This window comes from Methylobacterium soli (genome assembly GCF_008806385.1).
In the GTDB taxonomy this organism is placed as follows: Bacteria; Pseudomonadota; Alphaproteobacteria; order Rhizobiales; family Beijerinckiaceae; genus Methylobacterium; species Methylobacterium soli.
Genome location: NZ_VZZK01000005.1, coordinates 116,541 through 137,417, shown reverse-complemented (window position 1 = coordinate 137,417; position 20,877 = coordinate 116,541). Strand labels below are relative to the sequence as shown.

General features: G+C 72.0%; 24 protein-coding genes. 16 read left to right on the top strand and 8 right to left on the bottom strand.

The window, feature by feature from the left end; all coding sequences use genetic code 11:
• Window positions 1–212 precede the first annotated feature (212 nt).
• The 7 genes from F6X53_RS06690 (at window position 213) to fae (ending at window position 7,208) form a co-directional block, all read left to right on the top strand.
• Window positions 213–1,220 carry a beta-ribofuranosylaminobenzene 5'-phosphate synthase family protein gene (locus F6X53_RS06690; RefSeq protein ID WP_373876015.1) on the top strand — a complete coding sequence of 336 codons (1,008 nt, stop codon included), beginning with the start codon at window positions 213–215 and terminating at the stop codon, window positions 1,218–1,220.
• A 196-nt stretch (window positions 1,221–1,416) separates the two neighbouring features.
• Complete coding sequence (locus tag F6X53_RS06685; RefSeq protein ID WP_150998592.1) at window positions 1,417–2,310, top strand: NADP-dependent methylenetetrahydromethanopterin/methylenetetrahydrofolate dehydrogenase; 894 nt, start codon at window positions 1,417–1,419, stop codon at window positions 2,308–2,310.
• Between the two features lie 37 nt (window positions 2,311–2,347).
• Entirely contained in the window at window positions 2,348–3,556 is a 1,209-nt protein-coding gene (locus tag F6X53_RS06680; RefSeq protein ID WP_150998589.1) for an ATP-grasp domain-containing protein, read from the top strand.
• Window positions 3,486–4,460, top strand: coding sequence for a methenyltetrahydromethanopterin cyclohydrolase (mch, locus tag F6X53_RS06675; protein WP_150998586.1), 975 nt, complete (start codon window positions 3,486–3,488; stop codon window positions 4,458–4,460). Before F6X53_RS06680 ends, mch begins: the two co-directional genes overlap by 71 nt.
• A 204-nt stretch (window positions 4,461–4,664) precedes the next feature.
• On the top strand, window positions 4,665–5,609 hold the full coding sequence (locus tag F6X53_RS06670) for an ATP-grasp domain-containing protein (protein WP_150998583.1): 945 nt from the start codon (window positions 4,665–4,667) through the stop codon (window positions 5,607–5,609).
• A 4-nt stretch (window positions 5,610–5,613) separates the two neighbouring features.
• Window positions 5,614–6,480, top strand: coding sequence for a triphosphoribosyl-dephospho-CoA synthase (locus tag F6X53_RS06665; RefSeq protein WP_150998581.1), 867 nt, complete (start codon window positions 5,614–5,616; stop codon window positions 6,478–6,480).
• Window positions 6,481–6,695: 215 nt separating this feature from the next.
• The gene (gene fae / locus F6X53_RS06660) at window positions 6,696–7,208 is read left to right on the top strand and encodes a 5,6,7,8-tetrahydromethanopterin hydro-lyase (RefSeq protein ID WP_150998578.1); all 513 of its coding nucleotides are present in this window, start codon (window positions 6,696–6,698) and stop codon (window positions 7,206–7,208) included.
• Between the two features lie 145 nt (window positions 7,209–7,353).
• On the opposite strand, the gene F6X53_RS06655 is transcribed toward fae, so the two are convergent.
• Entirely contained in the window at window positions 7,354–8,091 is a 738-nt protein-coding gene (locus F6X53_RS06655; RefSeq protein WP_150998575.1) for a HisA/HisF-related TIM barrel protein, read from the bottom strand.
• 69 nt (window positions 8,092–8,160) lie between these two features.
• On the opposite strand from F6X53_RS06655, the gene F6X53_RS06650 reads away from it, so the two are divergent.
• A complete protein-coding gene (locus F6X53_RS06650; protein ID WP_238296395.1) occupies window positions 8,161–9,204 on the top strand; it encodes a hydantoinase/oxoprolinase family protein in 1,044 nt (347 codons plus the stop codon).
• A 62-nt stretch (window positions 9,205–9,266) separates the two neighbouring features.
• Window positions 9,267–9,467 (top strand): hypothetical protein, encoded by a 201-nt coding sequence (locus F6X53_RS06645; RefSeq protein ID WP_150998570.1) that lies wholly within the window; start codon window positions 9,267–9,269, stop codon window positions 9,465–9,467.
• Window positions 9,468–9,480: 13 nt separating this feature from the next.
• Here the strand turns inward: F6X53_RS06645 and F6X53_RS06640 are convergent, their stop codons facing one another.
• The 7 genes from F6X53_RS06640 to F6X53_RS06610 are packed head-to-tail and all read right to left on the bottom strand — an operon-like array spanning window position 9,481 to window position 15,099.
• A complete protein-coding gene (locus tag F6X53_RS06640) occupies window positions 9,481–10,455 on the bottom strand; it encodes a beta-propeller fold lactonase family protein (protein WP_150998567.1) in 975 nt (324 codons plus the stop codon).
• A 5-nt stretch (window positions 10,456–10,460) separates the two neighbouring features.
• Complete coding sequence (locus tag F6X53_RS06635) at window positions 10,461–10,997, bottom strand: SRPBCC family protein (protein WP_150998564.1); 537 nt, start codon at window positions 10,995–10,997, stop codon at window positions 10,461–10,463.
• Window positions 10,998–11,027: 30 nt separating this feature from the next.
• Window positions 11,028–11,621: a DUF447 domain-containing protein gene (locus F6X53_RS06630; protein ID WP_150998562.1), complete on the bottom strand. Its 594-nt coding sequence runs from the start codon at window positions 11,619–11,621 to the stop codon at window positions 11,028–11,030.
• Window positions 11,622–11,625: 4 nt separating this feature from the next.
• Window positions 11,626–13,191, bottom strand: coding sequence for a DUF6513 domain-containing protein (locus F6X53_RS06625; RefSeq protein ID WP_150998558.1), 1,566 nt, complete (start codon window positions 13,189–13,191; stop codon window positions 11,626–11,628).
• On the bottom strand, window positions 13,188–13,799 hold the full coding sequence (locus F6X53_RS06620; RefSeq protein WP_150998555.1) for an amino acid kinase family protein: 612 nt from the start codon (window positions 13,797–13,799) through the stop codon (window positions 13,188–13,190). The genes F6X53_RS06625 and F6X53_RS06620 overlap by 4 nt, the downstream gene beginning before the upstream one ends.
• A complete protein-coding gene (locus F6X53_RS06615) occupies window positions 13,796–14,518 on the bottom strand; it encodes a (5-formylfuran-3-yl)methyl phosphate synthase (protein ID WP_150998552.1) in 723 nt (240 codons plus the stop codon). The genes F6X53_RS06620 and F6X53_RS06615 overlap by 4 nt, the downstream gene beginning before the upstream one ends.
• A 32-nt stretch (window positions 14,519–14,550) precedes the next feature.
• A complete protein-coding gene (locus tag F6X53_RS06610; RefSeq protein ID WP_150998549.1) occupies window positions 14,551–15,099 on the bottom strand; it encodes a DUF3280 domain-containing protein in 549 nt (182 codons plus the stop codon).
• 298 nt (window positions 15,100–15,397) lie between these two features.
• Here F6X53_RS06610 and F6X53_RS06605 point away from each other — a divergent pair, with 298 nt between their 5' ends.
• From F6X53_RS06605 to F6X53_RS06575, 7 genes are all read left to right on the top strand, one after another.
• On the top strand, window positions 15,398–16,630 hold the full coding sequence (locus tag F6X53_RS06605) for an ABC transporter substrate-binding protein (protein ID WP_150998546.1): 1,233 nt from the start codon (window positions 15,398–15,400) through the stop codon (window positions 16,628–16,630).
• 143 nt (window positions 16,631–16,773) lie between these two features.
• Complete coding sequence (locus tag F6X53_RS06600; RefSeq protein WP_150998543.1) at window positions 16,774–17,760, top strand: YVTN family beta-propeller repeat protein; 987 nt, start codon at window positions 16,774–16,776, stop codon at window positions 17,758–17,760.
• A gap of 86 nt (window positions 17,761–17,846) precedes the next feature.
• Complete coding sequence (locus tag F6X53_RS06595; protein WP_373875898.1) at window positions 17,847–18,296, top strand: cupredoxin domain-containing protein; 450 nt, start codon at window positions 17,847–17,849, stop codon at window positions 18,294–18,296.
• 11 nt (window positions 18,297–18,307) lie between these two features.
• The gene (locus F6X53_RS06590; RefSeq protein ID WP_150998540.1) at window positions 18,308–18,550 is read left to right on the top strand and encodes a hypothetical protein; all 243 of its coding nucleotides are present in this window, start codon (window positions 18,308–18,310) and stop codon (window positions 18,548–18,550) included.
• 5 nt (window positions 18,551–18,555) lie between these two features.
• A complete protein-coding gene (locus F6X53_RS06585) occupies window positions 18,556–19,335 on the top strand; it encodes an ABC transporter ATP-binding protein (protein ID WP_150998841.1) in 780 nt (259 codons plus the stop codon).
• Window positions 19,336–19,357: 22 nt separating this feature from the next.
• A complete protein-coding gene (locus F6X53_RS06580; protein WP_150998537.1) occupies window positions 19,358–20,242 on the top strand; it encodes an ABC transporter permease in 885 nt (294 codons plus the stop codon).
• Window positions 20,239–20,871 carry a hypothetical protein gene (locus F6X53_RS06575; RefSeq protein WP_150998534.1) on the top strand — a complete coding sequence of 211 codons (633 nt, stop codon included), beginning with the start codon at window positions 20,239–20,241 and terminating at the stop codon, window positions 20,869–20,871. Before F6X53_RS06580 ends, F6X53_RS06575 begins: the two co-directional genes overlap by 4 nt.
• Window positions 20,872–20,877: the final 6 nt, after the last annotated feature.

Here is a 20,877-nt window from a genome sequence, read left to right as displayed (position 1 = left end):
ACATTTGCATCGGTCAAGCGCGCCAAGCAAGGCCCGGTGACAGATTTCCGCCTTTCTCAGGATCGTCCGGGCGGGATCGACGGTTGCTCCGAACGGGCCCTCCGTGGGACAAGCCCGCTTCGCGGCGAAGCCCCGTCCGGCCGCCAGGTTCCGCCCATGGAACCGGCGCCAGCGGCCCTCCGCATGACCGGAACGGAGCAAGAGGGATCATCGTGGCTGAGGTCCCGGATCGGAGCGAGGGGGTAATGGAGGTCGGCGCGGGCGAGGGGGCCGGCAGGCGCGCGGCATCAATCCGCGTCAGGGCGCCGGCCCGGCTGCATTTCGGCTTCCTCGACCTCCATGGCGGCCTCGGCCGGCGCTTCGGCAGCATCGGGCTCGCGGTCGACGCGCCCGCGGTCGAGATCACCGCGACCCGGAACGAGCGTCTCGACGTGGCGGGCCCCGAGGCCGAGCGCGTGCGGGGCTACGCGCGCGCCGCCGCCGCCCATCTCGGCATTCCCGAGGCCGCCTCCCTCCGGGTCGCGGCGGCGATCCCGCCCCATGCGGGCTTCGGCTCGGGCACGCAACTCGCCCTCGCGGTGGCGGCCGCCCTCGCGCGCCTCGCGGGCCGCCCCTTCGCTCCGGCGGATTTCGCCGACGCCCTCGATCGCGGCAACCGCTCCGGCGTCGGGCTCGCGGCCTTCACGCAGGGCGGCCTCATCGTGGATGGCGGGCGCGACGCGGGGGGCAGCCCGCCCCCCGTCATCGCCCGGCTGCCCTATCCGGAGGCCTGGCGCGTCGTCCTGATCCTCGACGAAGGCATGACGGGCGTGCATGGGAGCCGCGAGGTCGAGGCCTTCCGCGACCTTCCGCGCTTCCCCGCCGACCAGGCCGCCGAGATCTGCCGGACCGTGCTGATGCAGGTGATGCCGGCCGCAATCGTGGCCGACGCGCAGGCCTTCGGGACCGGCATCACGACGATCCAGCGCCGCATCGGCGACCATTTCGCCCCCCATCAGGGCGGCCGCTACGCCAGCCCCGCCGTCGCCGAGGCTCTGGCAATGATCGCGGCCCGCGGCATCGCCGGCTACGGCCAGAGCTCCTGGGGACCGACCGGCTTCGCCCTCCTGCCCTCGGAGGCGGAGGCCCGGGCCCTCGTCGCCGAGATCGAGCGCCCGGGTCCCTTGCGCTTCCTGATCGCGCGCGGGCGCAATACGGGAGCGGCGATCACGGCGGAGTGAGGTGTTGCCGGCCTACGGGGGTGTACGCCGGGGCCTGCGATGCCGGATGCGACCCTCCACCTCCTCCGTCGGCGCAGGCCCCCTCCCGCAATCCGGCGCTTGACCGCAGGGGTTGCAACCGGCTTTGGAACGGAGACGCGTACGGCGCCCGGGACTTGGCGCGCGCGCGACGATTTTTGGGGGAAGGAGACCGACCATGGCCCGCTCGATCCTGCACATGCTCACGCCCCTCAAGCACATGAGCCCGTTCGACGTGAACATGGCCATCGATGCCGGGTTCGAGACCATCGTGACCTATACGGGGGTCGATCTCGCCGACGTGGTCTCGCTGACCCAGGACTCGATCTTCTCCCGCGCGCCCCAGGACGGGCCGCGCACCGGCCTGTTCATCGGCGGCAAGAATGCCGAGGACGCCCTCGACATGGTGGACCGGGCGAAGAAGGCCTTCGTGCCGCCCTTCGCCAACCACATCTTCGCCGACCCCGCCGGCTCCTTCACCACCGGCGCCGCCATGGTGGCGGAGGTGGCGCGCGCCCTGCGGACGAAGTTCAACACCGACCTCAAGGGCAAGCGCATCGTCATCTTCGGGGGCGCGGGCGTCGTCGCCTACGTGGCGGCGGTGATCGGGGCGCTCGAGGGCGCCAAGTCGGTGCTCGTCGGCCATGACGGCGAGGAGCGGGTCTCGAAGATCGCCTTCACGATGAAGTGGCGCTTCGGCATCGAGGTCGGGGCGGTCGACGGCTCGACCCCGGAGGCACGGCGCGAGGCGATCCGCGATGCCGAGGTGATCCTCTCGGCCGGCCCCGCCGGCATCCCGATCCTGTCGGCGGAGGACCTTGAATCGGCCCCGAAGCTCCTGGTCGCCTCGGACGTCAACGCCGTGCCGCCGGCCGGCATCGCGGGCATCGACGTCAACGCCGTCGACGTGGCCTTGCCCACCGGCAAGGGCCTCGGCATCGGCGCGCTCGCGGTCGGCAACGTGAAGTACCAGACCCAGTGCCGGCTGTTCCGCCGGATGCTGGATTCCGACCAGCCCCTCTGCCTCGATTTCCGCGACGCCTTCGCGCTCGCCGTCGAGATCGCGGGCTGAGGCGAGGGCGCGGGGCAGGGCGCGGGGCCGCGCCCCGATGGGCGGCGACGCGATCCTGATCGCCGCCCAGTCCGGCCGGGCGCTCGCGGAGGCCGCGCGGCGCGCCGGGCTTCGGCCCTACGTCGCCGACCTCTTCGGCGACGCCGACACCCTGGCGCTGGCCGAGGCCTACCGGCCCCTGCGGGGCCGCTTCGGGGCGACGCGGCTCGGCGGGGCCGGCGCGCTGGCGCAGATCGAGGCGCTGGCGGCGCTGGCCGGCGGCCGCTCGCTCGGCCTCGTCCTCGGCAGCGGCTTCGAGGGCGCGCCGGATTTGATGGCCCGGATCGCCGCGCGCCACCGCCTGCTCGGCGCCGCCCCCGAGACGGTGGCGATCCTCAAGGACCCGTTCGGGATGGCGGCCCTCTGCGCGCGCCTCGCCATTCCCCACCCGGCCGTGACGACGGGGCCCGTGGAGGAACCGGGGCGCTACCTGCTCAAGCGCGTCGGCGGTTCGGGCGGCAGCCATATCCGGGCGGCGACGCGGGGGCGCGCGCCCACCGGCCACTACTTCCAGGCCCGCATGCCCGGCCGGGCCTTCGCGCTCAACATCCTGGCGGATGGGCGCGACCTCGCCGTCCTGGCGCTGACCGAGCAATGGAGCCTGCCGTCGCGGCTGCGGCCCTTCCGGTATGCCGGCGCGATCGCGCGGGGCCGCGACGCCGCGCCGGCCCTGCAGCCGGGCCTCGTGGCGGCGATCACGGCGGCCATCGCCCGGCTGGTCGCCGAGACCGGCCTGCGCGGTCTCGCGAGCGCCGACCTCCTCTCGGACGGGGCGCGATGGTGGCTGACCGAGATCAACCCGCGCCCCGGCGCCACCCTGGACATCCTCGACCGGCGGGGATCGAGCCTCATCTCCGCGCATGTCGCGGCGAGCGCGGGCCGACTCGTGCATCTCGGCCCACCACCGGTGGATGCAGCCGGCGCCGAGATCTGTTACGGGGCCCGGGACTACCACCCGGTGCCGCGGATCGACTGGCCCGATCACGCGCGGGACCGGCCCCGCGCCGGCACGGACGTGGCCCGGGATGCGCCGCTCTGCACCCTCCTGGCGACGGGGGCGGATGCGGACGCGGTGAAGCGAATGTTGCGGGAGAGGGCGGCGCATCTGCAGGCCCTCCTCGACCAGGAGGAAACGAATGAGCACGACCGTGAAGTATCCGAGCGTCAACGCGCTGACGGCTCCCCTGGTGGAGCGCCTCGTCGCTGACGCGGAGGTCCTGCGGCTCGCCGTCACCCAGGAACCCGGCGGCGCCCGCATGGTCGATGCCGGCGCGAGCGTGCGCGGCTCGATCGAGGCGGGCCGGCGGATGGCCGAGATCTGCCTCGGAGGCCTAGGCACGGTCACGATCAGCCCCTCGGGCCCGGTCGCGTCCTGGCCCTATTCCGTGGTGGTCCACGCCACCGATCCGGTGATCGCCTGCCTCGGCAGCCAGTATGCGGGCTGGAGCCTCGCCGACGAGAGCGGGGATTCCGGCTTCTTCGCCCTCGGCTCCGGCCCCGGCCGCGCCGTCGCGGTCGTGGAGGACCTCTACCAGGAGCTCGGCTACCGCGATTCCGCGACGCGGACCGCCCTGGTGCTCGAGGCCGCCAGCGGCCCGCCGGCCTCGGTGGTCGCCAAGGTGGCGGAGGCCGCGGGCCTGCGCCCCGAGGACGTGACCTTCATCTTCGCGCCGACGCAATCGCTCGCCGGCTCCACCCAGGTCGTCGCCCGCGTCCTCGAAGTGGCCCTGCACAAGGCCCACACGGTCGGGTTCGACCTGCACAAGATCGTGGACGGCATCGGCTCGGCCCCGCTCTCGCCCCAGCACCCGGACTTCATCCAGGCCATGGGCCGCACCAACGACGCCATCATCTATGGCGGCCGGGTGCAGCTCTTCGTGGAGGCCGACGAGGCCGATGCGCGCCAGCTCGCCGAGCAGCTGCCCTCGACGAATTCCAGCGACCACGGCTCGCCCTTCGCGGAGGTCTTCGGCCGGGTGAACGGCGACTTCTACAAGATCGACGGCGCCCTGTTCAGCCCCGCCGAGGTCATCGTCACCTCGGTCACCACCGGCAAGAGCTTCCGCGGCGGCCACCTGATGCCGGAACTGGTGGAAGCCTCCTTCGCGTAGCGCGCCACCCCCGCGAGACCGCTCCGTCCCGCGGTGGCGGGTGAGACGCGGCCGTTGACGGCCTCCCGCGCCCGCGCGATCGGGAGGCCGTCATCCGGGCCGCGTCGCGCCGCCTCGGGCGGACATGGCCAAGCGGACATGGCCGGGCAGACATGGCCGGGCGGCAGGATTCCCCTCATCCCGGGCCCCACAGGACAGATCACGATGCGCATCGGGCTCGCTGCCGATAACGGCAATTGGCACAAGGGGCGGCTCCTCGCCGCTCTGCGGGCGCTCGGGGCCGAACCGGTGCTGTTCTCGCTGGCCGACGTCGCCATCGTGACGGGGCAGGGCGAGCCGCTGCGGGTGCCGGGCTTTGCCGAGGCGCTTCCCGACGGGGTGCTGCTGCGAACCATCGCGGGCGGCACCTTCGAGGCGACGACCCTGCGCCTCGGCGTGCTGCACGCCCTCGTCGCCTCGGGCGTCACGGTCTGGAACAGCCCCGTCGCCATCGAGCGCTCCGTCGACAAGGCGGCCACGAGCCTCCTCGTCGCCCGCGCCGGCCTGCCGACGCCCGATACCTTCGTGTTCTCCAGCCGCGAGGCCGCGGCCGAGCTCGTCGCCCGCGAGGCGCGGCCGGGCAGGCCGATCGTCCTGAAGCCACTGTTCGGATCGCAGGGGGAGGGCTTGCAGCTGATCGAGCGGCCGGAGGACCTGCCCTCGGAGGACGCGGTGGCCCGGGTCTATTACCTGCAGCGCTACATTCCCCGCGCCGACGGGCTCTGGCGCGACTACCGGGTCTTCGTCTGCGAGGGGCGGGCCATCGCCGGGATGATCCGAGAGGGCGACGGCTGGATCACCAACGTCCATGCGGGCGGGCGTCCGCTGCCCTGGGCCATGCCGGAGGCGGCCGCCGCGCTGGCGGAGGCTGCCGCGGCGGCGATCGGGGTCGATTATACCGGGATCGACCTCGTCGAGGACGGGCAGGGGGGATACCTCGTGCTGGAGGTCAACAGCATGCCGGCCTGGTCGGGCCTGCAGAAGGTGACGGAGGTCGACATCGCCGGCGCGGTCGCCCGAGGCTTCCTCAACGCGGTGCGGGCGGCGCGGCCTCCGCGCCTGGTGCCGGCCGCCGCGCCGCTCCTCCCGCGCATCGCCGCGCAGGGCTGACGCCATGCCGGGCCTCGCGCCGAGCCTGATCGCCTCGCTCTACCGCGCCGCCTGCCTCGCCGAGCTCGACGCCCTCAAGCCCGGCAATGTCCACGCCTTCGCGGCCGGCCACCGCATGGCGGTGGCCGATTTCGTGACCAGCGCCGAGGTCTCGGCCCCCCACCTCGCCCGGGCCGGCGCGGGGGTCGGCGCCCGGGTCGAGGCGGCCATGCGCGCCACGATGGACGCCGTCGGACAGAACACCAATCTGGGCATCCTTCTCCTCTGCGCGCCCCTGGCGCTGGCGGCCGAGCGCGGCCGCGATCTTCCGGGAATCCTCGATCACCTCGACGAGGCCGACGCGCAGGGCGTCTACGCGGCGATCCGGCGGGCCAATCCCGGCGGCCTCGGCCGCGCGGCCCGCCACGACGTCGCCGCCCCGGGGCCGGTCCCGCCGCTCGCCGCCGCCATGGCGGAGGCCGCCCCGCGCGACGCGATCGCGCGGGCCTACGTGACCGGTTACGCCGAGCTTTGCCGGATCGGCCTGCCCGCCCTCGCGGCCGCCCGCAGCGCAGGGCTCTCAGCCCCCTGGACCACCACGGCCGTGCATCTCGCCTACCTGACGCAGGTCCCCGACAGCCACATCGCGCGAAAGTACGGTTCCGCGCGGGCCGAGGCCGCCCGCGCCGAGGCCGAACGGGCGCTCGGGGGCCTCGACCTGCGGACGGAGCCGGTCGCCGCGCTGCTGGCGCACGACTCACGCCTGAAGAGCTGCGGCCTGAACCCCGGCACCAGCGCGGATTTCACCGTCGCGACCCTGTTCCACGACGCCCTCGCGGGCGCCGGCGCGGCGCTCGGAAGCCCGTCGCCGGGGGCACGCACGAAACCCTGACGGGTTCCCGATTGGACAGCAACCCTGACCCGATAATTTACCGATTTCAGCGCTTTGAGCAGGGTTGTTACGGGAGAGGGCCCGCTGTAGGGTCCGCGCCGCTATCCGGGCTAACCGGTTCGGCTCCTTGCCGAACGTCCGCAAACAAGGATGGCCCTTGGCCGCGCCTGCTCCGGGGGCGGCCGTACTTTTCGATTTGCAGGGAGAGACCCCGAATGGCAAAGATCAACAAGGTGCAGGTCGGCGAGGCTCTCGTCGGTGATGGCAACGAGGTCGCCCACATCGATCTCATCATCGGACCGCGCGGTTCGCCGGCCGAGACGGCCTTCTGCAACGGCCTCGTGAACAACAAGCACGGCTTCACCAGCCTGCTCGCGGTCATCGCGCCGAACCTGCCGTGCAAGCCCAACACGCTGATGTTCAACAAGGTCACCATCAACGACGCCCGTCAGGCCGTCCAGATGTTCGGCCCTGCCCAGCACGGCGTCGCCAAGGCGGTGCAGGATGCGGTTGCCGAAGGCATCATCCCGGCCGACGAGGCCGACGACCTGTTCATCCTGGTCGGCGTGTTCATCCACTGGGAAGCCGCGGACGACGCGAAGATCCAGAAGTATAACTACGAGGCCACCAAGCTCTCGATTCAGCGCGCCGTGAACGGCGAGCCGAAGGCCGCCACGGTCACCGAGCAGCGCAACTCCGCCCAGCACCCCTTCGCCGCCAACGCGTAGATCGGGGGCAGTCCTGGGCAGAGCGAGCCTCCGCCCGTACCGCGGGGCCTGCTCCAGCGACTGGCTTCGATCTTCCTAGGCCGATAGGTCCGAAGGTGGGACGGCAGATGCCGTCCCACCTTTTTTCATGCCGCCCCTCCCGCTCTCATGCTGGGGGCGCAGGGCCGCCATTCTCCGGCGCGCCGCAATCCAGCAGGTCCCCGGCGCGCAGCCGGCCGTCATGGATCGCCGAGGCGACGAGGACGCCCGCCGCCCCCGCCCCGCGGAGCGCCCGCAGGTCCTCCGGCCCGCGCACGCCGCCCGCCGCGTAGACGCGCCGGTCCCCCCCGAGGGCGCGCGCCGCCGCGATCCCGGCGAGGTCCGGCCCCGCCCCCGCGCCGACGCGGGCGAGCGCCATCACGATCACGTCCCGCGGCCAGAGCCCGGGCTCATCGTGGAGCGCCGCCGGCCCGAGCCGCTCCCTGCCCCGGCTGTCGAGGGAGAGCACCGCCCGGTCGCCGAGGCGCCGCACGAGGTCCGGATCGCCCTGGCTCTCGCTGCCGATCACCGGGAGCCCAAGGCCGGCGGAGAGGAAGCTCTCCACGCGCCTCGCGTCGGAGAACCCCGCATCGACCCAGAGGCGCGTCTCCGGGCAGGCCGCGGCGATCCGCTCCAGGGCGGCGCGGTCGGGCGGCGCCCCCTCCATGATGGCGTCGAGATCGGCAACGTAGAGGATGCGGGCCGGAACCGCGTCGAGGAGCCCCCGCGCCACGGCGCCGGGCTCCGAGCCCTTTGCCAAGGGCGTCTCGATCGGGGCATAGGAGTGCCGCTCGCCCATGCGCGCCCGGACCACGCGCCCATGCCGCAGGTCGAGCACCGGGATGACCTCGAACGCTCTGCCCATCCGGTTCTTCCTCCTCGATCCTGGGATCGCCGCTTGACTCGAACCTTGCCACGCGACTTGCCGCGCGACTTGTCGCAATCCGCCCCGTCCGACACCGTCATCGGCTGGGATCTCGGCGGTGTCCACGTCAAGGCGGCCCTGATCGTCGGCGGCCGGGTCCGCGCCGTGGTGCAGACCGCCTGTCCCCTCTGGCGCGGGCTCCCGGCCCTCGACGGGACGCTCGCGGGCCTGCCCGATTGGGCGCGCGGGCAAGCCCGGCACGCCGTCACCATGACGGGCGAGTTGACCGATTGCTTCAAGGACCGCACCGACGGCGTCGGGCAGATCGCGGGCTGGGCGCAGGCGCACCTGCCCGGCACGGTCTCGATCTATGCGGGCCGCGCCGGATTCGTGGCGCCCGCGGCGGCCGAGGCGGCGGCCCTCGACATCGCCTCGGCCAATTGGCACGCCACCGCCGCCCTCGCCGGGCGCTCCGCGTCCGAGGCGCTCCTCGTCGATATCGGCTCGACCACCGCCGACCTGATCCCGATCGTGGCCGGGCGCCCGGCCGCGTCGGGCTACAGCGACGCCGAGCGCCTGGAGACCGGCGAACTCGTCTATTCGGGCGTGGTGCGCACCCCGCTCCTCGCGCTCACGGATCACGCCCCCTTCGGGGGGCGGCGGACCCGCCTGATGGCCGAGACCTTCGCGACCACCGCCGACATCTACCGCCTCACCGGCGACCTGCCCGAGGGCGCAGACCAGCAGCACAGCGCCGACCTCAAGGGCAAGTCGAACCCGGAATCCGAGATCCGCCTCGCCCGCATGATCGGCCGCGACCATCGCGAGGGCAGCACCTCCGCCTGGCGGGCGCTCGCGGAGCATTTCGCAGAGGCCCAGTTGCGCCCGCTGCAGGATGCCGCCGCGACGCTCCTGTCACGGCCCGACCTCGGCGCCGGGGCGCCGCTGATCGTCTGCGGGGCCGGGCGCTTCCTGGCGGAGCGCCTGGCGCACCGGCTCGGACGCCCCCACCGCGCCTTCACGGACCTGATCGCCGCCCACATGACCGGCGAGCCCGAATGGGCCTCGACCTGCGGGCCGGCCGTCGCGGTCGGCCTGCTCGCGGCGCTCTGAGAACCGGCGCGGACCTTTCCGGGCGTCGCGCGTTCCCCTGTTCGCAACCGAGGAGGCAGCCCATGAGGCCAACCCAGAAACTCGCCCGCATCCTGGCGGTGCGGGTCGGAGAGGAGATCGAACTCGCCATCGCCACCGAGCGCGGCGAGACCCTGAAGGTCCTGGCGAGCTCCGACCAGATCGACATGCTGGTGGATGAGCTGGAAGATGTCCTCAATTCGCCGTCCGAGCCCGGCACAAGCGGACCGCCCGAGGCCGCATGAGGGGCGGGAGGCCTCAGCGCAGAAAGTCGCCGAAGGCGCGGGGGCCGTCCGCGACCTTGATCTCGCGCAGGATTCCAAGCGTCGCGGCATCGATCACGCTCAGCGTGTTCGAGCCCCAATTGGCGACGTAGAGCCGGGTCCCGTCCGGGGAGGCGGCGATGCCTTCCGGGTGGTCGCCGACCTCGATCGTCGCCACGGGCTTGAGGGTCGCGCGGTCGAAGACCGAGACGGTGCCGGCATATTGGTTGGTGACGAAGCCGCGCCCGCCCGCCAGCGCCACCACGTAGGGGCGCTCGCCCGCGGGCACGCGGGCGATCTCGCGCCCCTCCGCCAGATCGATCACCGAGACGTCGTTCGAGATCACGTTGGCGGTGTAGGCGCGGCGGCCATCGGGATCGAGGGTGAGGCCGAAGGGATGCTCCCCGACCGGGATGATCTGCCTCTGCCGGCGCGTGTCGGCATCGATCACCGAGACCGAATTGCCCTCCCGGTTGGCCACCAGCAGCGTCCGGCCATCCGGCGTCACGGCGATCCCGGACGGCGAGGCGCCGGTCGCGATCTCGCCGTCGCGCGCGAGGCCGCCCGCCTCGGGCACGAGCACGAAGACCCGCTTGGCGTACCAATCCGCCGCGTAGACGGCGCCGGTCTTCGGGTTCACGCCGATGCCGAGGGGGCCGCCGGGCAGATCGACCATGGACGTCACGGCGCGGCGCGCGAGGTCGATCACGGCAAGCCCCGGCCCGTCCGGGCGGGTGACGTAGGCGGTTCGGCGGTCGGGCGACAGCGCGATGCCGGCGGGAGAGCCGGGGACCGGGATCCCGGCCAGGACCGTGTCGGTGTCGAGATCGACCACGTCGACCCGGTTGTCGCCCTGCGCGGTGACGATGGCCTCGGCGGCCAGGCCAGGCCCGACCGGGCCGAGCCCGATCAGGAGCGCCAGGAGGAGGCCGGCGCGGCGCCGGCCCCCCGTCGGGTTGGGACGCGCCACGCGGCCTACGACCCCTTCTCGGCCTTCGCCTTCAGGGCGTCGAGGCCGGTGCGGTAGAGGCCGCGCACGGCCTTCTGGGAGGCCTCGTCGTTCAGCTCGGGCGGCGGATCGTTGTTCATGTAGCCGCGATAGAAGGCGCCGTCCCAGGAGACCTTGGACTTGCCGTCGCCGTTCGGTTCGACCTTTATGGTCGAGGAGTAGTCGTTCACCGGCAGGGTCTTCACATCGACCTTGGTGATCCGGTACGAATAGCTCATTTTCTCGGCCGAGTACTTGTACAGCTCCTCGTCGACCGTCGCACCACCCTTGAGGGTCAGCGTCCGGGTCGCCTTGATCTCGTTGCCGCCCTTGCCCTCGGTCTTCTCGACGGGCGGCAGCCAGCTCATGTCCTGGAAGTTGCCGATCACCGACCAGACCTTCTCGGGCGCGGCGTTGATCTCGACGGTCTCCTCGACCTTCTTGCGGGTCGGTCCATGCGCCTGCGCGGTGGATGCCACCATGGCGGCGACCGCCGCGGCCGTCGTCAGAGCCAGAATTCTCATGAGCGTTCGTCTCCTTGGCCGCCGCTTCTGCTACGCGGCGCCGGGGTTTGCGAGGATCCTTTCGTCGCGCCCGAGGGCGGCGGCGACCTTGTCCTCGATCCAGTCCCAGGCCTCGCGCTCGCGCGGCCCGGCTGTCTTGGATATCGCGATGGCGAGATAGCGCATCTCGGCGAGGATCTTCTCGGGCTCCAGCATGTGGAGGCGCGTCGACAGGATCGCGGCCTCCAGCACCGCGGCCTGGGCCCGGTTGTAGCCCAGGAACGGGGCGTGGCTCGCCTGATGGACCATGCGCCCGCGATAGCGCGGACGGGTCGGGTCGTCCTCGACCGCCACGACCTCGAACTCGGCATGGGCGTAGCTGTCGGCGAGGCGCTGGCCGCGGATCCGGTCGCAGGGGAGGACGGGCCAGTCGCGGCGCCCGGTGACGCAGCCCGCGATCACCCGCACGTCGCGGGGGCTCGAGGCCGCGAAGACCGGGCTCGCATCGAGGTTGAGGATCGTGGGCGAGGGCCGGAACGGCGCGAGGATCAAGTCCAAGCCGTCCTGGATCAGCCCGAAGGGCACGAGGTGGATCTCGCCCGTGGGGGAGAGCGTCGTCACGATGGTCTCGAGGATCAGCGGCACCGGATCAGTTCCCTTCGGCCGGCACGAGCTTGCCGCAGACGATCCGCATCGGCTGGCCGGCCTCGGTCGGCGCGAGGGGGGCAGATTCCGCGCGGGCCTGATCGGGCCCGATCGTCTCGGGGGCGTCCGCACCCGCCTCCGGGGGCGTCGCGTCGCGGGTGCCCGGGGGCGGCGTGTCGGGGCCCGAATGCCGGGTATGGCCGGCCTTCTTGAAGGCGGTGGTGTCCTCGGCCTCGTCATCGGCCGCGGCCCCCCAGCGCAGGGGCTCGTCCTGGACGTAGCGCTTGCCGAGGCGCCACGCCGTCTCGGCCTTGGCGAGCTCGGCGCCGAGATAGAAGGCGTGGGCACCGTCGCTCGCGACCGCGAGATCGGGGAAGAAGGCCATCGCGTCGGTGCCGACCTTGTGGATGTCGCGGTTGTAGACGTGGATGCCGTCCTCCGCGACCGCGATCCGGTAATTCGGGTCGCGCACCTCGGCGGCGAGGCTCGCGATCTCGTCGGGTGTCTGCACGAAGGGGCGCTTGTCGTGAAGTGCCAGAAGTGCCCGCCCATAGCCCTTGGGCAGCGCCGCGTCGGCCTTGGCCGCGTACATCACGCGCCGGGCCGCGTCGTGCTCCTCCACGGTGCGCCGGGTGTGGTTGGAGACCTGCACGATCAGGACATTGCGGATGCTGAGTTCCGAGCACATCCCGAGGAGGAGGGCGGTGACGCCGAGGCTGTCGGCCTCGGTCAGCTCGGTCAGGTTGCCGGTGCCCATCATCATCTCGATGCCGGGATGGCGGCGGCGCACCGCGTGATAGCGGGCAATCGAGTCGACGAACCCGAAATGGATCGGTTCGAGGATCGGGTCGGCCAGGAAGGGCCGGCCGGCACGCTCCATCCGCTCGATGGCCCGGTCGAGGGACGGCAGATCGTCCGGCCGCATCGGCACCAGGATCGGGACCGCATCGGTCTCGAAGGCGAGGTCGAGGGTCTCCTCGTTGAGGCTGAGCAGGTAATCGGCGCCGGCCCTGGCGCCCCGGGTCAGCTCGTCGATCGAGAAGGAATCCACGCTGACCTTGAGGCCCGCGCCCTTCAGGAGGCGCACGCTGTCCTCGAGATGCGGGAAGGCGGTGTCGGGCAGGCCGCCGAGATCGATCACGTCGGCGCCCCGGCGCGCCAGATCGAGCCCCTTCGCCAGGATCGCCTCGGGGGTCATCTTCGAGGCATCGACGATCTCGGAGAAGATGCGCAGGTCGTGGCCGGAGAGGTCGATTCTGCGCCCCGCGAGGCCGAGATAGGCCGGCAGGTCGACGATCTCGTCCGGTCCCCGCTCGACCGGCACGCCGAAATGCCGCGACAGGGCCTCCGGATTGGCCCGGCAGCGGCCCGGCAGGACGATGCGGGTGACGCCCTCGGGAATTTGCACGCGGCGGCGGATGATCTCCTCGGTCATCAGCGCCGCGACCTTCACGCCCGCATCCGCGATGCTCCAGGCGAAACGCTCCGGCGGCAGCGTCGCGGCGACCTTCTCGAGGCGCGCCCGCGCCAGGCGGCCGGTGATGAAGACGAGATGCTCGGGGGCGCTCACGCGGTCGCCCTCGCGCGGCGCGTCGCGGTCTCCGGCGGCCCCCGCAGGATGATCGCGCCCGGATAGGCCGCCGCGAAGGCCGGGAAGGCCGCGTCGACGAGGCCGCGGGCGGCGAGCGCGCCCCAATCCACCGCCGCCAGATCCGCGGCACGCGGAACCGGCGCGGATTTAACGAGGATGCAGCGGTCTGCGCCGATCTCGGTGGCGAGCCAGAGCGCGAGGCTGTCGGAGGTCACGTCCCAGGTCTCGGGAATCGCGGCATGGCCCGCCTTCAGCGCGACCGGGTCCCAGACCGGCGCCCGGCCGGCCCGCGCCAGATCCGCGAGCGCGGCGGGATCGGCGCATCGGGTCAGCCGGGGCTCCAGCGCGCAGAACAATTCGGCCATGCGGCCCATGGCGTCGAGGGCGAGACGGTGCGCGAAGGCGTCGTCGAGGCCGAGCGACGCCTGCGCGGTCCGGGCCGCGTCGGCGAAGGGGCCGCCCCCCGGCACCACGATGCAGGCCCCGTCCGCGCCCGCCGCGAGATCGGCCAGCACGGCGCGCAGCCGCCCACCGTCGGCGAGCAGGCTGCCGCCGACCTTGGCCACGCTGAGGCTCGGCCCGCTCACGCGGCGTCCCGGCGGGCGAGCGCCCGGATGGCTGCGGCCGCTGCGGCGATCCGGGCGGGATCGAGAGCGTCGGTGCGGCGGTTGCCGGCGCAGAGGCCGCCGCGGAAGCCGAGATAGCCCGGTCGGTGGTCGGCCAGCAGCGGGATATCCTCGACGCGGAGCGAGCCGGCGAGGCCGGAGACGAGGCCGCAGGCCCGGCAGGCCTGCGTGAAGGCGTCGCGCCGCGCGACATCGAGGAGATCGGGCAGCCGGCGGCCGTCCTTGCCGGCGGTGTCGATCATGGCCCCGACGAAACCTGCGGCCGCCAGACGCGCGGGATCCTCGGGCCGAAGCGCGTCCTCGGCGAAGAGGACGGCGATCAGACGCTGAGGCGCGGCCCGCGCGGCCGCCGCGAGGGCCTCCGGCTCGGCACGGAGCGCGGGCGTGAGCGCGACCTTCACGTAGTCCACGCCGGTCCCGGCCATGGCGGCCACGCAGCGGGCGAGGGCCTCCCCCTCGCCCGGCTCGCCCGCCACCGCGCTCGTCAGGGCCCGCCCCCGGATCTCGGCGACGATCGCCCGCACCATCTCGGGAGCGAGCGCCCCGAGGGCGCCGCGGGCGGGGTCCTTGGCGTCGACGAGGTCGGCGCCGGCGGCGGCGGCGAGCCCCGCCTCGGCCGCGTCGCGGACGCTGACGAGGAGGCGGGGCAGGGCGGGCGCGGACGGGAGGAGTTTTGACACGGGACGCTTCAAACGAACGGGGATCGGACGGTTCAGGACCGGTTCGGCAGGGGCTCGGCCAGGAGCCGGTTCTTGACGACCCAACGCATGGCGTGGGCCCAGGTGTCGTCGGTATCGGCCCGGATCACCACCTGCCCGCCGCGCACGATCTTGCCGGTGGCCGCGTCCGCGATCGTGACGTTGAGGTTGAAGATCTGGTTCGAACCCTTCTCCACATAGCCGGTCACGGCGAGGTCCGCACCCAGCGTCTTGGCGATGCCAGCCGCGCAGCCGTCGCATTTGAAGAGGGGCCCCTGCTTGGCGATCTCGGCCGCCTGGGGGGCGACGTCGACGGGCTCGATCGCGCCGTTCGCCTGGAGCGCCTTGCGCAGTTCCTCGGTGACCAGAGCGAGCTTGCGGGTCTCGTCGGGGCGGGCTTTGCGGCCGCCGACGACGCCGGGATCCGAGAGTTCCACGGCGAAGATCGCGGCCTTCTCGGGGGCGGCCGAGGCCGCGCCGGCCGCTACCGCCGCGAGGGCGAGGCCGAGGAGGACGGGCCGGAGGGCAGGACGGAGAGATCGTTCCGGGATGCGTCTGGCCATGGTGCGGATCTCACGTCGGGAGCGGCGCGAAGGCGGGAGCGGGACGCGCAGGCGCCGCAACCGGACGCGCCCGGCCCCTGATCTCGGGCGCGAGCCGGTTTTGGCAACGTGCGGGCTTGGCCTGGCAGCCGGCGCCTGCGCGCGGGGATCGGCGCGCCGGGTGCCGCCGGCCCCGATCTGGCAGCGCTGGCGCTCGCGCGCAACGCGCGCGGCCCGGAGCGGTGCGCCGTTCACTTATTTATTGCTTATGCATCCGCCGTTGAGTGCGCGCGCGAGATGTTGTTAGCGTGCTGGCCGCATGCCCCTTCCCCCCCGCTCCCGACTCTCCGCCCCGGCGCTGGCCCTCGCCGGCCTGCTCTCGCAAGGGCTGCCGGCCTCCGCGCAGGAACCGGCCGCACCCCCGCCGGCGCCGGCACAGGCGAGCGAGACCCGGATCGGCGTGATCTATCGGCCCCAGCAGGCGCCGGCCTCCTACGACGCCGAGGCCGTGCCGGAGGACGAGGGCGTGGCCGGCGCCCGCATGGCCATCCAGGACAACAACACCACGGGCCGCTTCACCAAGCAGACCTACGCCCTCGACGAGGTCGCGCTCGGCGAGGGGACGCCCGGCGCCGCAGAGGCCGCCAAGGCGCTGGTGGACAAGGGCGTGAAGTACCTCATCCTGGCGCTTCCCGCCGCCGAGATCTTGAGTGTCGCCGACGCCGTGAAGGGGCAGGGGGCGGTGGTGTTCAACGCCGCCGCGCCCGACGACGCCCTGCGCGGCGCGGAATGTCGTGCGAACGTGTTCCACGTCGTTCCGAGCCGGGCGATGCAGACCGACGCGCTCGCCCAGTTCCTGACCTTCATGCGCTGGCGCAAGCTGTTCCTGATCGTCGGGCCCAACGAAGCCGACAGGCTCTACGCCGAGGCCTGGAAGAACTCGGCCCGCAAATTCGCCCTGAAGATCCAGGCCGAGAAGCCCTGGACCTTCGGGCCGCTCGCCAAGGCGCGCGGCGACACCCCGACCCGCTCCGAGGCGATGGTGTTCACCCGGGGCGTCGACTACGACATGGCGGTGGTGGCGGACGAGGCGGGGGATTGGGGCGATTACGTGCCCTTCCGGACCGTCGACCCGCGCCCGGTCGCCGGCACGCAGGGGCTGATCGCCACGACTTGGCACCCGACCCTGGAGACCTGGGGCGCCGCCCAGGCGCAGAACCGCTTCCGGCGCCTCTCGGGGCGCCTGATGCGTCCCCTCGATTATCAGGTCTGGGCCTCGGTGCGCGCGGTCGGCGACGCCGTGACCGTGAAGAAGAGCGCGGACCCGGCCGTGATCGCCCCCTACTTCGCCGATCCGAGCTTCAGCCTGCCGGCCTACAAAGGCGTCTCCCTGAGCTTCCGCCCCTGGGACCATCAGCTGCGCCAGCCGCTCATCATCGTGCAGCCCAAGGCGGTGGTATCGGTCTCGCCGGAAGCCGGCTACCTGCACCAGCGCACGCCGCTCGACACGCTCGGGGTCGATTTGCCGGAGACCACCTGCAAGTTCAAATGAGTGCGGATTGCCGGCGGCACGGGCGCCCTGCGGCAATCGCGAACGGGCCCGGGAGGGCTTGGCCGCTCGCAACCGGCGGAAAACGCACTAAAATCTGCGCCAATCGCATCGCCAGCAGGGCGAGCGTCCAGGGAGGGAACCCTATGAGCCGCTGCATCAAGGCGGGCCTGAGCGTCGCGGCCATGGCCGCCGCCCTACTCGCCGCCTCCGGTTCGGCGCGGGCCTACACGGTCTACGTCTCGAACGAGAAGGGCAATTCGGTCAGCGTCATCGATGCGAACACCCTCGCCGTCACGGCGACCTGGAAGGTCGGGCGGCGCCCGCGCGGGATCACGGTCAGCCGGGACGGCAAGGAGCTCTACGTCTGCGCCAGCGACGACGACCGCATCGACGTCCTCGACACGACGAGCGGCAAGATTCTGCGCTCGCTCCGCTCCGGCCCCGATCCGGAGCAGTTCATCCTCGGCCCCGAGGGCAACCCGCTCTACGTGGCGAACGAGGATGACAGCCAGGTCACGGTCATCGACATCGAGAAGAACAAGGTGCTGGCCGAGGTGCCGGTCGGGGTCGAGCCGGAGGGGATGGGCCTCAGCCCCGACGGCAAGGTCCTGGTGAACACCTCCGAGACCACCAACATGGCCCATTTCATTGACACCAAGACCTTCCAGGTGATCGACAACGTGCTGGTCGATGCCCGCCCGCGCTTCGCCGAGTTCACGGCGGACGGGAAGTTCCTCTGGGTCTCGGCCGAGGTCGGCGGCACCGTCAGCATCATCGACGTCGCGGCCCGCCGGGTCGTCAAGAAGATCACCTTCAAGATCCCGAGCGTGAACGACGAGGCGATCCAGCCCGTTGGCATCCGCATCACCAAGGACGGCACCAAGGCCTTCGTGGCGCTCGGCCCGGCCAACCGCATCGCGGTGATCGACGCAAAGACCCATGAGGTCGAGAAGTACCTGCCCGTCGGCCAGCGCGTCTGGCAGCTCGCCTTCACGCCGGACCAGAAGTTCCTCTTCTCCACGAACGGCACCTCGAACGACGTCTCGGTGGTCGACGTCCAGGCCGGCAAGGTGGTCAAGAGCATCCCGGTCGGGCTGCTGCCCTGGGGGGTTGCGGTCTCGCCGCAATGAGGGCGCCGATCGCGATCGGCCGGAACCGGGACGGATCAGGACGCAACGCGGCCGCCGCGCGGCGGCTCGGGGGGAGACAACCTAGAATGACGCGCATGTTTCGGCTGGCGGCCCTGAGCCTCGCGGGCGCCGCGATGGCGGGCGCACTGGCGACCTGGCCGGCTTCCGCCCTCGATCTCACGAAGAAGCGGCAGAACCTGCCCGACCTCGTCCTCGGCAACGAGGAGGGCAACGACTTCGTCGTCGAGAACAAGGATATCGAGCTCGAATCCGGCAAGGCCTACCGCCTGCGCATCGTCGCCAAGGGCCGGCAGGAGTACAAGTTCTACGCGCCGGAATTCTTCCGCTACATCTGGCTCAACCAGATCGTGATCAACCATCTCGAAATCCATGGCGGCGGCCCGCCGGATCACCTCGAATTCGACGATCCGGGCGAGATCGCGATCGAGTTCGTCGCCATCAAGCCGGGGGCGTACAAGTGGGAATCCCGTGGCCTCGAGGCCAAGGGCATGACCGGCACCATCACGGTGAAGTAGGAGAGCCCCCGATGCGCCTCAGCCTTCTCACCCTCGCGGGCCTGCTCCTGGCGGCGCCCGCCCTCGCGGACGACAAGGCGGCCTGCCAGGACGGCATCGCGATGATCAAGGACGCGCTGGCCAAGTCCCCGTCGGAGGCCGCCCTGCCGAAGCTCAAGAAGGCCCTGCGCGTGGCCGAGCGCGAGCAGGGCGAGGGCGAGTACGACGAGTGTGTCGACGCCGTCGGCGACGCCAAGCGGGCGATGGGCCAGTGAGCGAGATGGCGGGCGGCCCCGCGAGCGCGGCCCTGCACGCCGCACCGGCCCTCGACGTGGCCCATGTCAGCCACCGCTTCGGCGCGCGCGCGGCCCTGTCGGACGTCTCGATCACGGTGGAGCGCGGCCGGTTCATGGCGCTGCTCGGCCCCAACGGGGCCGGCAAGACCACGCTGTTCTCGGTGATCACGCGGCTCTACACCAACCAGGACGGCCGGGTCTCGATCTTCGGGCACGGGCTCGACCGGGAGCCCTCGCGGGCGCTCGCGCATCTCGGCGTGGTGTTCCAGGCCCGCACCCTCGATACCGACCTCACGGTGGCGCAGAATCTCCTGTACCATGCGAGCCTGCACGGCATCGCCCGCAAGGCCGCGAAGCGCCGCATCGACGCGCTCCTCGACCGGGTCGGCCTCGCCGAGCGGCGCGACGACAAGGTGCGGACCCTGTCCGGCGGCCAGTCCCGCCGCATCGAGATCGCCCGCTCCCTGGTGCACGGGCCGAGCCTCCTCCTTCTCGACGAGCCCACGGTCGGCCTCGATCTCGAATCGCGCGCCGACATCGTCGGGATCGTGCGGGCGCTGGTGCGCGAGGAGGGGCTGTCGGTGCTCTGGGCCACCCATATCTTCGAGGAGATCGAGGCGCAGGACGACGCCGTGGTGCTGCACCGCGGCTCCATCGTGGCCCGGGGCCGGGCCGGCACCATCGGGGGCGGCGAGGAATCCCTCGAGGCCGCCTTCCGACGCCTCGTCGCCGAGCCGAGGGACGGGGCGCGGCAGGCCGCATGAGCAGGCAGGAACGGGCAGGCAGATGACGAATCCCGCCATCGAGAGCGCCCCCGCGCGGGGCTCGGCGACGCTCGCCCATCACGGCCGCCTCGACGCGGTCGGCTATCTGATCTGCCTCGGCGGCATCGTGCGCCGGGAATTGCTGCGCTTCTTCAACCAGAAGGAGCGGTTCTTCTCGGCCCTGGTGCGTCCGCTCGTCTGGCTGTTCATCTTCGCGGCGGGCTTTCGCAACACGCTGGGCGTCTCGATCGAGCCGCCCTACCAGACCTACGTGCTCTACGAGGTCTATGTGGTGCCGGGTCTCGCCGTGATGATCCAGCTCTTCAACGGCATGCAATCCTCGCTCTCGATGGTCTATGACCGCGAGGTCGGCTCCATGAAGGTGCTGCTGACGAGCCCCTATCCGCGCTGGCTCCTGCTCCTCGCCAAGCTGATCGCGGGCGTCACCGTCTCGGTGGTGCAGGCCTACGCGTTTCTCGCCGTCGCGTGGTTCTGGGAGACCGATATCCCGACCATCGGGTATCTCGCGGCCCTGCCGGCCTTCGTCGCCTCCGGGCTGATGCTCGGGGCGATCGGGCTGCTCCTGTCCTCGATGGTGCGCCAGCTCGAGAATTTCGCCAGCGTGATGAACTTCGTGATCTTCCCGATGTTCTTCGCCTCCTCGGCGCTCTACCCCCTGTGGCGCATCCGGGAATCCTCGGAGACGCTCTACTGGATCTGCGAGCTCAACCCCTTCACGCACGCGGTCCAGCTCGTTCGCTTCGCCCTCTACGGGCAGTTCGAGCCCGTCGCCTGCGCGGTGGTCGTCGGCACCACCCTGGCCTTCTTCACCCTCGCCGTGATCGCCTACGACCCCGGCCGCGGCATCATGGCCCGGCGCGGCGGCCCGGCCGGAGACAACGCATGACCGCACGCCCTCTCGTGAGCCTCCTCTGCTTCGCCCTGCTCGCGGGCCCCGCGCTCGCCCAGCCCAAATCCGATCCGGACTGGCCCTGCGTCCAGCGCAAGGTGTCGAGCCTCAGTGCCGGCACGGTCTGGACCGGGCCGGACCTCGCGGCGGCGGGGCCCTGGGGCGACGATTTCGAGGCGGCCGCCCTGGCCCAGAAGCTCGCCTCGCGGCGGACGGAGCTGACGGAGGTCGATGGCCTCCTCGACGCGTACCTGGCCAAGCTCCAGGAGACCAAGGACCCGGAGAAGGACAAGCATCTCACCCGCGTCTTCGCGGGGGTGTTCGAGCTGCTCAACGCCGAGCGCGACCGGGTGATGAGCGGCATCGGCCGCTACGCTCGCGGCCAGCGCATCATGGCCGAGCGCATCCGCGACGAGGCCGACAAGATCAGCCAGTCCAAGGACGCGCCGAGCGCCGAGGATGCCCGCGAGATCCCCAAGGACCAGTCGGAGCTCGAGACCAAGTTCGCCTGGGACCGCCGCATCTTCCAGGAGCGCAGCCAGTCGCTCACCTATGTCTGCGAGGTCCCCCAGCTCCTCGAGCAGCGCCTCGGCGAGATCGCCCGGAAGATCCAGGCGAGGCTCTGAGCGAGC